The sequence below is a fragment of the Xanthomonas chitinilytica genome, assembly GCF_026107455.2.
Taxonomy (GTDB): domain Bacteria; phylum Pseudomonadota; class Gammaproteobacteria; order Xanthomonadales; family Xanthomonadaceae; genus Stenotrophomonas; species Stenotrophomonas chitinilytica.
This window is the reverse complement of the sequence record NZ_JAPCHY010000005.1, coordinates 63962-78477: the sequence shown is the minus strand read 5'-3', so window position 1 is coordinate 78477 and position 14516 is coordinate 63962. Positions and strand designations below refer to the sequence as shown.

The 14516-nt window shown below is 65.3% G+C and carries 8 protein-coding genes; all 8 read right to left on the bottom strand.

Annotated elements, in window-relative coordinates; all coding sequences use genetic code 11:
• Positions 1 to 22: 22 nt before the first annotated feature.
• The 8 genes from OK345_RS07885 to prpC all read right to left on the bottom strand — a co-directional run bounded on the left by OK345_RS07885 (position 23) and on the right by prpC (position 14452).
• On the bottom strand, positions 23 to 1480 hold the full coding sequence (locus tag OK345_RS07885) for a bifunctional 2-methylcitrate dehydratase/aconitate hydratase (protein ID WP_265127381.1): 1458 nt from the start codon (positions 1478 to 1480) through the stop codon (positions 23 to 25).
• Between the two features lie 447 nt (positions 1481 to 1927).
• On the bottom strand, positions 1928 to 3127 hold the full coding sequence (gene prpF / locus OK345_RS07880) for a 2-methylaconitate cis-trans isomerase PrpF (protein WP_265127380.1): 1200 nt from the start codon (positions 3125 to 3127) through the stop codon (positions 1928 to 1930).
• Between the two features lie 77 nt (positions 3128 to 3204).
• On the bottom strand, positions 3205 to 4824 hold the full coding sequence (locus OK345_RS07875; protein WP_265127379.1) for a type I restriction-modification system subunit M: 1620 nt from the start codon (positions 4822 to 4824) through the stop codon (positions 3205 to 3207).
• Positions 4821 to 5831: a virulence RhuM family protein gene (locus OK345_RS07870; RefSeq protein ID WP_265127378.1), complete on the bottom strand. Its 1011-nt coding sequence runs from the start codon at positions 5829 to 5831 to the stop codon at positions 4821 to 4823. Before OK345_RS07870 ends, OK345_RS07875 begins: the two co-directional genes overlap by 4 nt.
• A complete protein-coding gene (locus tag OK345_RS07865) occupies positions 5828 to 7138 on the bottom strand; it encodes a restriction endonuclease subunit S (protein WP_265127377.1) in 1311 nt (436 codons plus the stop codon). The genes OK345_RS07870 and OK345_RS07865 overlap by 4 nt, the downstream gene beginning before the upstream one ends.
• The gene (locus tag OK345_RS07860; protein ID WP_265127376.1) at positions 7138 to 10128 is read right to left on the bottom strand and encodes a type I restriction endonuclease subunit R; all 2991 of its coding nucleotides are present in this window, start codon (positions 10126 to 10128) and stop codon (positions 7138 to 7140) included. Before OK345_RS07860 ends, OK345_RS07865 begins: the two co-directional genes overlap by 1 nt.
• Before the next feature lie 270 nt (positions 10129 to 10398).
• Positions 10399 to 13029, bottom strand: a complete 2631-nt coding sequence (acnD, locus tag OK345_RS07855; protein WP_265127375.1) for a Fe/S-dependent 2-methylisocitrate dehydratase AcnD — start codon at positions 13027 to 13029, stop codon at positions 10399 to 10401.
• Between the two features lie 265 nt (positions 13030 to 13294).
• Positions 13295 to 14452, bottom strand: a complete 1158-nt coding sequence (gene prpC / locus OK345_RS07850; protein WP_265127374.1) for a bifunctional 2-methylcitrate synthase/citrate synthase — start codon at positions 14450 to 14452, stop codon at positions 13295 to 13297.
• Positions 14453 to 14516 lie beyond the last annotated feature (64 nt).

Sequence of the window (14516 nt, the reverse complement as noted above, 5' to 3'; positions counted from 1 at the left end):
GCTCCGCCCCTGCCGGCGGGCTTCAGGGCACGAACAGGTCCACATATTCGTGCACGGGCGTGGTCTCCAGCCGCGGGCGGTCCAGCGACAGCGCCAGGATGGCCGCCTGCCGCTCGGCCGGCAGCCGCCGCGCCAGGTTGCGGCGGAACTTCTCCAGCAGCAGCGGGATGCCCTCGGCGCGGCGACGGCGGTGGCCGAGCGGGTACTCCACCGTCACCTCCTCCAGCAAGGTGCCGTCGTCGAACTCGATGGCCAGCGCGTTGGCGATCGAGCGCTTGTCCGGGTCGTGGTAATCGGCGGTGAAGCGCGGGTCCTCGATGCAGGCGATGCGCGCGCGCAGGGCGTCGATGCGCGGATCGGCGGCCACCGCGTCCTCGTAGTCGGCGGCGGTGAGCCGGCCGAAGATCAGCGGCACCGCCACCATGTACTGGATGCAGTGGTCGCGGTCGGCCGGGTTGGCCAGCGGCCCCTGCTTGTCGATGATGCGCAGGCAGGCCTGCTGGGTGCGGATGGTGATCCGCCGGATCTCCTCCACCCGCCGCCCGGCGGCCGCCAGCCGCGCATGCAGGACCATCGCCGCCTCCACCGCGGTCTGCGCATGGAATTCGGCCGGATAGCTGACCTTGAACAGCACGTTCTCCATCACGTAGCTGCCATAGGGGCGCTGGAACGCGAACGGCCTGCCGTGGAACGACACGTCGTAGAAGCCCCACAACGGCGCGCTCAGCGCCGACGGATAGCCCATCTCGCCGGCCCGGGCCATCAGCGCCAGCCGCACCGCGCGGCTGCTGGCGTCGCCGGCGGCCCAGCTCTTGCGCGAACCGGTGTTGGGCGCATGCCGGTAGGTGCGCAGGCTCTGGCCGTCCACCCACGCCAGCGACAGCGCCGCCAGCATCCGCTCGCGCTCCAGCCCCAGCAGCCCGGCCACCACCGCGGTGCTGGCCGCCTTCACCAGCAGCACGTGGTCCAGGCCGACGTCGTTGAAACTGTTCTCCAACGCCAGGCAGCCCTGGATCTCGTGCGCCTTGATCATCGCCTCCAGCACCGTCTTCATCGCCAGCGGCGGCTGCCCGGCGGCGACGCGGCTGCGGCCGAGCCAGTCGGCGACCATCAGGATGCCGCCAAGGTTGTCCGAAGGATGGCCCCACTCGGCCGCCAGCCAGGTGTCGTTGAAATCCAGCCAGCGGATCATCGCGCCGAGGTCGAAGGCGGCCTGCACCGGATCGAGCTGGAACCCGGTGCCCGGCACCCGCGCCCCGTGCGGGACCACGGTGCCGGGGACCAGCGGCCCCAGCAGCCGGGTGCAGGCCGGATAGTCCAGCGCCTCCAGCGCGCAGCCGAGGCTGTCGATCAGGCAGTGGCCGGCGGTGTCCCAGGCCAGCGTGGAATCGACGCGGTAGTCGCGTACGTAGTCGACGATGTCGACCAGCACCCCGTCCCAGTCGGGGCGGGCGGCGGAAGGCGCTGCATGGACGGACATGGCGGTCTCCTGGATGGGGCAGCGGCTGGACTGCGGATCATCGCCCGGGGAAGGTTGCCGCCACGTCCATGCGCCCTGGGCGATGCCCTCCGGTGCCGGCCGTTTCTCGCGCCAACCGCCCCATCGGCAGATTGATTGCGCCCCCCCCGCCCGGAGCTCCCTGCCATGCTGCCCGGAGCGCGTTTCACCGGGATGGACGGGGACGCGGATCGCCGCATCCGGCGCTTCCCGACCGACGGGATGACCCACAGAGCGGGTCGGGCCGGCGCGGCGTGACGCGGCAAGCCACCGCCGTGCTCGTAGCCGGCACGTGCCCACCCACGCCAAAGTCCCCATCCGCATCAGCATGCCGTCCCGCATCCGCGGGAATGACGCGTCTCGCCCGGGAGCGCTGCGCCGCCCGCCGACGCTGGCGCAGGCCGGAGCCCCCGGGCCCTGCCCCATCGTTCAGAAGCTGTCGCCCGGCACCCGCACCCAGCCTTCCATCAGGATGCGGGCGCTGCGGCTCATCACCGCCTTGGTCACCGTCCACTGGCCGTCGACCAGCGCCACCTCGGCGCCGACGCGCAGCGTTCCGGAGGGGTGTCCGAAACGCACCACCTCGCGCTGCCCGCCACCGGCAGCCTGGTTCACCAGCGTGCCCGGCACCGCCGCCGCGGCAGCGATGGCGACCGACGCGGTGCCCATCATCGCGTGGTGCAGCTTGCCCATCGACATCGCGCGCACGTTCAGGTCGATGTCGCCCGCCGCGACCTGCTTGCCGCTGCTGGAGGCGTAGTCGGCCGCCGGCGCGACGAATGCCACCTTCGGCGTGTGCTGGCGCTTGAGCGCCTCTTCCGGCGTTTTTATCAGCCCCATGCGCAGCGCGCCGGCCACGCGGATGGCTTCCAGCTTCGCCAGCGCCGCCTTGTCCTCGTTGATCGCCGGTTGCAGCTCGGTGCCGTCGTAGCCGATATCGGCGGCGTTGACGAACACGGTGGGAATGCCGGCGGTGATCATCGTCGCCTTCAGCGTGCCGATGCCCGGCACGTCGAGATCATCGACGAGGTTGCCGGTAGGGAACATGGAGCCACCCTCGCCTTCACCGTCATCGGACGGGTCGATGAACTCCAGCACGACCTCCGCCGCCGGGAAGGTCACCCCGTCCAGCTCGAAGTCGCCGGTTTCCTGCACCTGCCCGTCGCGCACCGGCACATGCACGAGGATGGTCTTGCCGATGTTGGCCTGCCACACGCGCACGGTGACGGTGCCGTCGCGCGGAATGCGTTCGGCGGGAATGAAGCCGTTGGCGATCGCGAACGGCCCCACCGCGGTGCTGAGGTTGCCGCAGTTGCCCGACCAATCGACGAACGGCGTGTCGATGGACACCTGCCCGTACAGGTAGTCCACGTCATGCTCCGGCACCGAGGCCGGGGCGACGATCACGCACTTGCTGGTGCTCGACGTCGCCCCGCCCATGCCGTCGGTGTGCTTGCCGTAGGGATCGGGCGAGCCGATCACCCGCATCAACAGCGCGTCGCGCGCCGCGCCGGGTGTTTGTGCCTCCAGCGGCAAGTCTTGAAGGCGGAAGAACACGCCTTTGCTGGTGCCGCCGCGCATGTAGGTGGCGGGGATGCGGAGTTGGGGGCTTGAAAGACAGGGACTCATGACGGGAGCGCTCCGGCTGTTGCACGACACCATGTGACGGCATGGCTACGAATGGCTTGGCTGTACATCAAAATCGCTCATGGCAGAGGTGCCAATCCCAGCTCAGCCAAAAAGCCGTTATGCCGCGCCTTCGCTTCAGCCAGCTCGGCCTCAATCTTCATCAAATCGGCATGTACCACTGCCAGGTCGATCTCCTTCTCCGCCTCAGCAGTACTGACGTAACGCGAGATGTTGAGGTTGTAGTCGTTGTCGGCAATCTCCTTCATCGATACGCGGCGGGAGTAGCGCTCCTGTTCCGAGCGGTCGCGATACGCAGAAACGATCCGCTCGATATGCGCATCGCTTAACTGATTCTGACGCTTTCCTTTAGCGAAGTGCTCGGCCGCATTGATGAACAGCACGTCGTCCGGCTTCTTGCACTTCTTCAGCACCAAAATGCATACCGGGATGCCGGTGGAATAGAACAAATTGGCCGGCAAACCGATCACCGTGTCGATGTGGCCGTCTTCCAGCAGCTTGCGGCGGATATCCGCTTCCTTGCCGCCGCGGAACAGCACGCCATGCGGCAGGATGATTGCCATTACACCATCGTCCTTCAGGTAGTGCAGGCCGTGCAGCAGGAAGGCGAAGTCGGCTGCGCTCTTGGGTGCCACGCCGTGGTTCTTGAAGCGCGGGTCCTGCGCCATCGCCTCGCCCGGCTCCCAGCGGTAGCTGAAAGGCGGGTTGGCGACCACGGCGTCGAAGCGCGGCTTCCTGGCCGGGTTGGTTTCGCGCAGCCAGTCCCAGTCGTTCTTCAGCGTGTCGCCGTGGTAGATCTCGAACTCGGTGTCTTTCACCCCGTGCAGCAGCATGTTCATGCGCGCCAGGTTGTAGGTGGTGATGTTGTATTCCTGCCCCACGATCTTGCCGATGCTGCCGCCCGCTTTCTTCATGCGGTGGCGGATATTGAGCAGCAGGGAGCCCGAACCGCAGGCGAAATCGAACACGCTCTCCAGCTTGCCGCGCGGGCCGGTCTTCGGCTCCTGGCTGTCAAGGGTGACGATGGCCGACAGGATGTTGGAAATCTGCTGCGGCGTGTAGAACTCGCCGGCCTTCTTGCCGCTGCCGGCGGCGAACTGGCCAATCAGGTACTCGTAGGCATCGCCCAGCGTGTCCGCCTCGGTGGAAAACAGCGCCATGCCGCGGGCCAGCTCGCTGATGATCGAGCACAGCTTGGCATTGCGGTCCTCGTACTTCCTGCCCAGCTTGTCCGAGGTCAGGTTGATTTCCGAAAACAGGCCCTGGAACTCACTCTCGAAGGAATCTTCCTCGATGTGCTTGAAACCCTTCTGCAAGGTGTCCAGCAGGCTGCCGTCCTGGGTCTTCGCCAGGTGGACGATATTGCCCCACAGGTACCTGGGCTGGATGACGTAATGCGCCTTGCGCCGCATCTGCTGCTCGAACGCAGCGATATCGTCCGGGTTGGCCGCGTACCACACCGACAGCGGCGTCTTGCCGCCGTTGCCGATGGCCTGGGGGTCGGGATAGTCCGACCCCAGCTCCTTCTTCGCCGCCGCCTCGTAGTTGTCCGACAGGTAGCGCAGGAACAGGAACGACAGCATGTAGTCGCGGAAGTCGTCCGCGTTCATGCTGCCGCGCAGCTGGTCGGCAATGGCCCACAGGGTCTTGCCGAGTTGTTTCTGGTCGTCGTCGGTCATGGTTTCAGGCGTCGTTTGATCTTGTTTTCGATAGCAGCCAGTTCGGCCGCGTCGGCAGCATCGGCGGCACGCGCCTCCTGCTGCTTGCGTTGTTCGTCGAAGGCGAGGTACCGCTCGCTGGTGGCGGCTTCCATCTGCTCGTGACTGACCGAGCCGGCGGTCTTCAGCAACGGAAAGCCGTTGGACGCGATGATCTGGCCCACGTTCTCCATCCAGAAGCGCATGGGAATCTCCTGGCGGCTCTTGGCCCGCAGCTCCGCGGTTTCCAGGAAGATCACCACCAGCCGGTTGAGGGTGTCGATCTCATCTTCTGTGAGGTAGTTCTTGGCGATCAGGATGTCCTGCTTGCGCACCCGGCTACCGCTCCAGGCACGCAGGCCGAAGTGCGGCTCGTCGGGATTGGCGCGGGCCAGGATCAGCTCCGCTGCTGTCTGCCCGGTCACCGCGTACAGCAGCAGGTTCTGCACGGTGGCGAAGAAGGTCTGGGTGGCGCGGTCGGTCTTGTCGTAGTCCACGCTCAGCGCGAACAGGTCGCGCACCTTCTGGTAGAAGCGCTTCTCCGAGGCGCGGATATCGCGGATGCGCGCCAGCATCTCGTCGAAGTAATCCGGCCGTCCATCCGGGTTCTTCAGGCGCTCGTCGTCCATGACGAAGCCCTTGAGCAGGTATTCCTTCAGCGCCGTACTGGCCCAGCGGCGGAACTGCACGCCGCGCGGGGAGCGCACCCGGTAGCCCACGGCGAGGATGGCGTCGAGGTTGTACAGCGTGACCGGCCGGCGCACGGCGCGACCGCCCTCCCGTTGAACTACCGAGGATTCCTCGGTAGTTCGTTCAGGTTCCAACTCCTTGTCTGAAAAGATGTTTTTCAAATGCAGGCTGATGTTGTCGGCGCTGACGTCGAACAGTTCCGCCATCTCCGCCTGGGTCAGCCAGACGGTCTGGCCGTCGGCGCGCAGCTGGATGCGGCTCTTGCCGTCCTCGCTGGTGTAGAGGATCAGGCCGCTCATCCGGTGGCCGCCTCCGGCGCCGGGAACAGCTGCTGCATCAGGCCCTGCTTGTGGGTCTTGAGGGCGGCGAGGTGGTGGGTTTCGGCGGTGATCCGGGTGTCGAGGGAGGAGAGGCAGTCGGCGATGCGCCGTTGTTCCGCCTCGCTCGTAGAGTGGATTGGGTAATCCTTGATTTGCCTTGCACTAATGTGCGGAATTCCAGAACTCGTATTTATGCGCTCCACATAGGCGTGAAACCTAGGCGAGTGGACTTGCTGAAATAGGAAGGCCATCAATTCCGCGGACTCGGCTCGAAGCCGAGCAACTCGCTGGATGAGCAAGGCGCCTACGTCCTCGTTTCCGATCAGCGCAGAGTTTTTTCCGACCTTCGATCCATCCATCCCGATTACAAGATCGTTCTTCCTGAGACGGAATTTCTCAAACCCATCCACGCTGCCTAGATAGTAGCGGTCGATCTCGACACTGTGCCGGACAGCGCCTTCCGTAATGTTGATTCCCCGCATAAGAGGCTCACCGGAACTGTCTTCAACAATGTCCTTCCCATCGAATGGGTAGCCGGACAGAAGATCAACCAGATCGCCCAAAGGCGTTTCCCTCCAATTCGGTGCATCCCGGAACTCGGGGAAGCGGAGGCGGGGACGGGTTTCGCCTTCGCGGGGTAACAGCTGCTGCATCAGGCCGCGCTTGTGCGCCTTCAACGCCTCCACCTTGCGCCCCTGCGCGGCAATCACCTCGTCCAGCGAGGTCAGGCAGTCGGCGATTTTTTGTTGCTCCGCAAGCGATGACGAGCCGCCAGGCAAAGGTACCGGCAGGTCCATCAGATCATCGTCGCTAACGTTGAGCGAGCCGTGCGCACGAGCACCAACAGCTATCCGGCTGCGTAGCCAGCTGCCATGAAGATTGGTTGCGAACAAGTCGTCTAGGAACGCAGGAGCAACCTTGTCTTCCTTGACTCTGAAGCAGGTGAAGATGCTGTTGGGAACAGCCGCCCGCTCCTCGCCGACATACCGGGCAACGAAACCCTGAGGGAATGCCTTTGTTGCGCTCTTGTTGTAGGCGAAATCGTCTCGTTGAAGGACGATGTAATTCTTGAGGGAATTTCCCGCAATCGTGCGACCCAGTTTTTCCTGCTGACTGACCAATCCCACACCCGAAGTAATGGTGTAGGGCGTGCAGCGGGTCGCGCCCACACGCTCATTGATGATCACTGCGAGCCGCCGAAGCTCGACCTTCGTCCAATCTTCAGAGCCGCGATATTCTGGGAACCGCAACCGCGGCGTAACCGCCGCTTTTCCCTGCTTCGCCATCACTGCGCATCCTCATACGCCTTGAGCCCGGCGATCTCCCGCCCGCCCGCCCGTTTCTTAAGCAGCGGCAGCAGGTCACCCATCAACGCCAGCTCCTTCTGCGCGCGCGCCTTCCAGCCCAGTTCCAGCGGGGCCAGCAGCTCGGTGAGCTGTTCGCCGTCGAAGATGCGGCGGGACAGGATCCCGTCCACAAATGCCTGCACCTCTGCCACCGGCAGGGCGTGCTTTGCGGACAGCGCGGCCATGTCCTGCGCGGCCTTGTCGGCCTTGAACTTCTCGTAGCCGGCGCGGATGGCGTCCTCGCTCAGGCCTTCGCCGGCCTTCAGCCCGCGCACGTACGCGCTGATGTCCTCGCGCTCGCCGATGAACTTGGCATCGCTGGCAATCAGGCCGATCAGCTGTTCGCGGCTCATGCTGGCCTTGCCCGGCGCCTTGCCCGAGTAGTCGGCGATCAGCTTCATGATGTAGTCGTAGTCAATGGTGCTGGAGGCGAACAGCACGAACTCGAAGTCGAGCTGCTCCACCGCGTTGCGCGTGGCCTCGTCCAGGTCGCCGGGCTTCTTCTGGTCGGCGCGCAGTTCCTCGGCCTTCTGCAGGTACTGGCCGCGGAAGCTGCGCAGCTCGTCCTTCGGCAGGATGGTCTCGATCTGTTCGCGCTGCTCGACGCTCAGGTCGGTGTACTGGTCCAACTGGGTCTGCAGCTTCTGCACGTCCTTGAAGTGCTGGACGAAGGCCACTTTGGCCGCCGTGCCCTTGAGGTTGGCGATGTCTTCCGGCTTGCCGCTCAAGCCCTGAGAGGCGAGGAAGCTGTCGAGGGCGGCGCGCGCCTCCTTCAGCTTGTCGATGACCACGGGCGCGGTGTCCACCAGCCAGATTTCGCGCGCCTGGTCCTTCCGTGCCCCGGAGAACAGCGCGATGGCGGCATCCACCGCCGCCTGCTGGCCGCGGAAGTCCAGGATGTTGCCGTACGGCTTGGTGTCGTTGAGCACGCGGTTGGTGCGGGAAAACGCCTGGATCAGCCCGTGGTACTTGAGGTTCTTGTCCACGTACAGGGTGTTGAGGTATTTGCTGTCGAAGCCGGTGAGCAGCATGTCCACCACGATCACGATGTCCAGCTTCTCGCGCCCTTTCATCGGCAGGTCCGCACTGGGGAACTGCTGGTCCTTGATGCGCTGCTGCACGTCCTGGTAGTAGGCGTCGAACTCCTCGATGCGGTGGTTGGTGGTAAAGCGCGCGTTGTAGTCGGCAATGATGGCCTTCAGCGCCGCCTTCTTGGCCTCCGGGTCCTGCTTGTTGTCTTCCAACTCCTGCGGCAGGTCTTCCTGCAACTGGCGCACGTCGGCACTGACGTCGCCGGGCGGCGAGAACACGGCGGCGATGTTGAGCGGCTGCCAGTCCGGCTCCGCCTGCTGCTTCTCGGCCTGCGCCGCTTTGAACAGGTCGAAGTACGCGATGGCATCGTTGATGGAGGCGGTGGCCAGCAGCGCGTTGAAGCGCCGGCCGCCGGTGGCGGCATCGTGCTTGGCCAGGATGGCATCCACCACGGCGCGCTTGGCCAGGGTTTCGCCGGGCTTGGGTGCGAGCTTGCCATCCGGCTTGTAGTACTCGACGTGGAACTTCAGGACGTTCCTGTCTTCGATGGCATGGGTGATGGTGTATTCGTGCAGGGACTGCTGGAACAGGTCGTCGGTGGTCTTCAGCGTCTGCTCGTCGCCTTCGATGCGCTTGTAGCTGGCGTTGTCGTCGAAGATCGGCGTGCCGGTGAAGCCGAACAGCTGGGCCTTGGGGAAGAACGCCTTGATGGCCTGGTGGTTCTCGCCGAACTGGCTGCGGTGGCATTCGTCGAAGATGAAGACGATGCGCGCCTGGCGCAGCGGTTCCAGCCGCTGGGCGTAGTCGGCCCGCGTTGGGTCCAGCGCGCGGCCCAGCTTCTGGATGGTGGTCACGATGACCTTGTCGGCGGCATCGTCAGACAGCAGCCGCCGCACCAAGGATTCGGTGTTGGTGTTTTCCTCGACGCAGCCTTCCTGGAAGCGGTTGAACTCTTCGCGGGTCTGGCGATCCAGGTCCTTGCGGTCCACCACGAACAGGCACTTGTCGATGGCCGGGTTGGCCTTGAGCAGGGTGGAGGCCTTGAAGCTGGTGAGCGTCTTGCCGCTGCCGGTGGTGTGCCAGATGTAGCCGTTGCCCAGGTTCTTGTCGATGCACTCGACGATGTTCTTGACGGCGTAGATCTGGTAGGGCCGCATCATCAGCAGCTTCTGCTCGCTGGCCACCAGCACCATGTAGCGGCTGATCATCTGCCCCAGCGTGCACTTGGGCAGGAAGGCATCGGCAAAGGCATCCAACCCGCTGATCTTGCTGTTGTCCGGCGCGGCGTACTGGTAGATGGGCAGGAAGCGCTCATCGGCGTTGAAGGCGAAGTGGCGCGTGTTGTTGTTGGCGAAGTAATAGGTGGCGTCGCGGTTGCTGACGATGAACAGCTGGATGAAGCACAGCAGCGTGCGGGCGTAGCCGTTGCCCACGTCGTTCTTGTATTCGACGATCTGCTCGATGGCCCGGCGCGGATTGATGCCCAGCGTCTTCAGCTCGATCTGCACGACGGGCACGCCATTGATCAGCAACAGCACGTCGTAGCGATGGTGGCTGTAATCGGTGTTGATGCGCAGCTGGCTGGCGACCTCGAAGTCGTTCTTGCACCAGTCGTTGATGTTGACCAGGGTGTAGTTGAGCGGGGTGCCGTCGTCGCGGGTGAAGGCGTTGCGGTGGCGCAACGTGTGCGCGGCCTTGAACACGTCCGGGGTGACGATGCCGTCCAGCAGGCGCTGGAACTCGGCGTCGGTCAGCTTGACCCGGTTCAGGGCCTCGAACTTCTCGCGGAAGTTGCGTTCCATGGCGGCACGGTCGCGGATATCGGGCCGCAGCGTGTACTTGAGCTGCCCGAGCTTTTCGATCAGCTCCTGCTCGATGGTGCTTTCCCTGATATGCATGCAAACCCCGTGCGCAGATGAAGCCTGCCCTGCAACGCCCGGCCAGGCTGGATTTCGACAGGAAATTCTACCGGATGACAACGCGTTGCCCGTATTTCCGTGGATGCTCCCGCGTGTAGCCGATCCTGAACATGGGGGCCACTCCAACTGCCGGATTAACCGCAGCCGGGAACGGCTTCACCCGGCTGCGATTGACCCATTCCACGGGCTGGAACGGCAGGATCACCGCTTCATCAATGGTGCCAACACATCTTCATGGAGTTCACAGTATCAAGCGGCGCTGGCTTCGAGGAAGTCCTGCGCAAAGCGCTGCAGCACGCCGCCGGCCTCGTAGGTCGCCACGTCGTCGTCCGAATCCAGCCGGCAGGTCACCGGTACCTCCACCGTGCTGCCGTCCCTGCGATGGACCAGCAGGGTCAGGTCGGCGCCCGGCCTGCGCTCGCCGACGACGTCGTAAGTCTCGGTGCCGTCGATGCCCAGCGTGTTGCGGTCGGTGCCGGGCTTGAACTCAAGCGGCAGTACGCCCATGCCGACCAGGTTGGTGCGGTGGATGCGCTCGAAGCCTTCGGCGACGATGGCTTCCACGCCGGCCAACCGCACGCCCTTGGCCGCCCAGTCGCGCGAACTGCCCTGCCCGTAGTCGGCACCGGCGATGATGATCAGCGGCTGCTTGCGCTGCATGTAGGTTTCGATCGCCTCCCACATGCGCATCACCTTGCCCTCCGGCTCCACCCGCGCCAGCGAGCCCTGCCTCACGCTGCCGTCGTCGTTGCGCACCATCTCGTTGAACAGCTTGGGGTTGGCGAAGGTGGCGCGCTGTGCGGTGAGGTGGTCGCCGCGGTGGGTGGCGTAGGAATTGAAGTCCTCCTCTGGCAGGCCCATCTTCGCCAGGTATTCGCCGGCGGCGCTGGACGGCAGGATGGCGTTGCTGGGCGAGAGGTGGTCGGTGGTGATGTTGTCCGGCAGCACCGCCAGCGGGCGCATGCCGGTGAGCGTGCGTTCGCCGGCCAGCGCGCCTTCCCAGTACGGCGGGCGGCGGATGTAGGTGCTTTGCGGGCGCCAGTCGTACAACGGGCTGGCCTTGCGGCCATGCTCGACGCGCACGTTGAACATCGGGTCGTAGACGCTGCGGAACTGTTCGGGCTTCACCGATGCCTTCACCACCGCGTCGATCTCGGCGTCGCTCGGCCAGATGTCCTTCAGCCGCACCGCGTTGCCGTCGGCATCCACGCCCAGCACGTCCTTCTCGATGTCGAAGCGCACGGTGCCGGCGATGGCGTAGGCTATCACCAGCGGCGGCGAGGCCAGGAACGCCTGCTTGGCATAGGGATGGATGCGGCCGTCGAAGTTGCGGTTGCCCGACAGCACCGCCACCGAGTACAGGTCGCGCGCGATGATCTCCTGCTGGATCTTCGGATCGAGTGCGCCGCTCATGCCGTTGCAGGTGGTGCAGGCGAAGCCGACGATGCCGAAGCCCAGCTTTTCCAGCTCGGGCAGCAGGCCAGCCTCTTCCAGATACAGCTGCACCGCCCTGGAACCGGGCGCCAGCGACGATTTCACCCACGGCTTGCGCAGCAGGCCGCGCGCGTTGGCGTTGCGCGCCAGCAGGCCGGCGGCGATCACGTTGCGCGGGTTGGAGGTGTTGGTGCAGGAGGTGATGGCGGCGATGATCACCGCGCCGTCGGGCATCAGGCCCTGTGCTTCCTCGCCCTTGCCGCTTGCCAGCTTGGCCTCGTCGGCGATGCCGCGTTCGGCGAGGTCGGACACCGGCAGGCGGCGATGCGGGTTGCTCGGGCCGGCCATGTTGCGCACGACGCTGGACAGGTCGAATTCCAGCACGCGCTCGTACTGCGCGGTAGCCAGCGCATCGGCCCACAGACCAGTGGTCCTGGCGTAGTTCTCGACCAGTTGCACCTGCGCTTCCTCGCGGCCGGTCAGGCGCAGGTAGTCCAGGGTCTGCTGGTCGATATGGAACATCGCCGCGGTGGCGCCGTATTCCGGGCACATGTTGGAAATGGTGGCGCGGTCGCCGATGGTCAGCGCCGAGGCGCCCTCGCCGAAGAATTCCAGCCACGCGCCGACCACGCGCTCGGTGCGCAGGAACTCGGTGAGCGCCAGCACCACGTCGGTGGCGGTGATGTTCGGCTGCGGCCTGCCGGTCAGCTTGACGCCGACGATATCGGGCAGGCGCATCCACGAGGCGCGGCCCAGCATCACGTTCTCCGCTTCCAGCCCACCGACGCCGATGGCGATGACGCCCAACGCATCGACGTGCGGGGTGTGGCTGTCGGTGCCGACGCAGGTGTCCGGGAACGCCACGCCCCTGCCGTTATCAGCACGTTGCACGTAGACCACCGGCGACATCTTCTCCAGGTTGATCTGGTGCATGATGCCGTTGCCGGGCGGGATCACGTCCATGTTCTCGAAGGCCAGTTTGGTCCAGTCGATGAAGTGGAAGCGGTCCTCGTTGCGGCGATCCTCGATGGCGCGGTTCTTGGCGAACGCATCCGGGTCGAAACCACCGCACTCCACCGCCAGCGAGTGATCGACGATCAGCTGCACCGGCACCACCGGATTGACCTTGGCCGGGTCGCCGCCCTTGTCGGCGATGGCGTCGCGCAGGCCGGCCAGATCGACCAGCGCGGTCTGGCCGAGGATGTCGTGGCAGACCACGCGCGCCGGGAACCACGGGAAATCGAGGTCGCGCCTGCGTTCGATCAGCTGCCTGAGCGAATCGGCCAGCGTGGCCGGGTCGCAGCGGCGCACCAGGTTTTCGGCCAGCACGCGCGAGACGTAGGGCAGCGTGGCCCAGGCGCCGGGGGCGATGGCATCGACGGCGGCCTGCGCGTCGAAGTAGTCCAGCGTGGTGCCGGGGAGGGATTTGCGGTGCTGGCTGTTCATGGCTGGCTCGAAAAGCTGGGAGTTGGGAATGGAGGCGCAGTAGCCCGCTTTTCCTTCTCCCATCGGGAGAAGGTGCCCGAAGGGCGGATGAGGGGCGAGCGGAGTCATTGATAACCGAACCATCGGGACTCCATCGCCCCTCACCCCCCCCCGCTCCGCGCCCCGGCCCTTGCGCTGGCGCAAGGGCGTTCGTGGGGCAGCGAACCGGGGGTTCGCAAGCTGCCCCCCTCACCCCGCAGGGAGAGGGGCTTTCAAGCTTCAAGCATCAAGCGCGCTTGTCGATCGGCACGAACTGCTGGTCTTCCGGACCGGTGTAGTTCGCGCTCGGGCGGATGATCTTGCCGTCGATGCGCTGCTCGATGATGTGCGCGCTCCAGCCGGCGGTACGGGCGATGACGAACAGCGGGGTGAACATCGCGGTCGGCACGCCCATCATGTGGTAGCTGACGGCGCTGAACCAGTCCAGGTTCGGGAACATCTTCTTGATGTCCCACATCACCGATTCCAGGCGCTCGGCGATGTCGTACATCTTCATGCTGCCCTGCTCGGCCGACAGCTCGCGCGCGACCTCCTTGATCACCTTGTTGCGCGGGTCGGACACGGTATAGACCGGGTGGCCGAAGCCGATCACCACTTCCTTGGCGGAAACCCGCGCCTTGATGTCGGCCTCGGCCTCGTCCGGCGTCTCGTAGCGCTTCTGCACCTCGAACGCCACTTCGTTGGCGCCGCCGTGCTTCGGCCCGCGCAGCGCGCCGATGCCGCCGGCAATGCACGAATGCATGTCGCTGCCGGTGCCGGCGATGACGCGGCAGGTGAAGGTGGAGGCGTTGAACTCGTGCTCCGCATACAGGATCAGCGAGGTGTGCATCGCCTTGACCCACGATTCCGGTGGCTGCTCGCCATGCAGCAGGTGCAGGAAATGGCCGCCGATGGAGTCGTCGTCGGTCTCCACGTCGATGACGCGACCGTTGTGGCTCCAGTGGTACCAGTACAGCAGCATCGAACCGAGGCTGGCCATCAGCTTGTCGGCGATGTCGCGCGCGCCGGGGTGGTTGTGGTCGTCCTTCTCCGGCTGCACGCAGCCCAGCACCGACACGCCGGTGCGCATCACGTCCATCGGGTGCGCCGACGGCGGCAGCTCTTCCAGCGCCGCCTTGACCGCCGCCGGGATGCCGCGCAGCGACTTCAGCTTGGCCTTGTAGGCGCGCAGTTCGGCGCGGGTCGGCAGCTTGCCGTGCACCAGCAGGTGGGCGATTTCCTCGAACTCGCTGGTGTTGGCCAGGTCGAGGATGTCATAGCCGCGGTAGTGCAGGTCGTTGCCGGAACGGCCGACCGTGCACAGCGCGGTGTTGCCGGCGGCGGTGCCGGACAGGGCGACGGATTTCTTCGGCTTGAAGCCGGGGGTGGCGGTGGTCTCGCTCATCGTGGTTTCTCCCGATCGATGGGTTGCCCTTGTAGGAGCGACGTAAGTCGCGATGAAGCTTTCC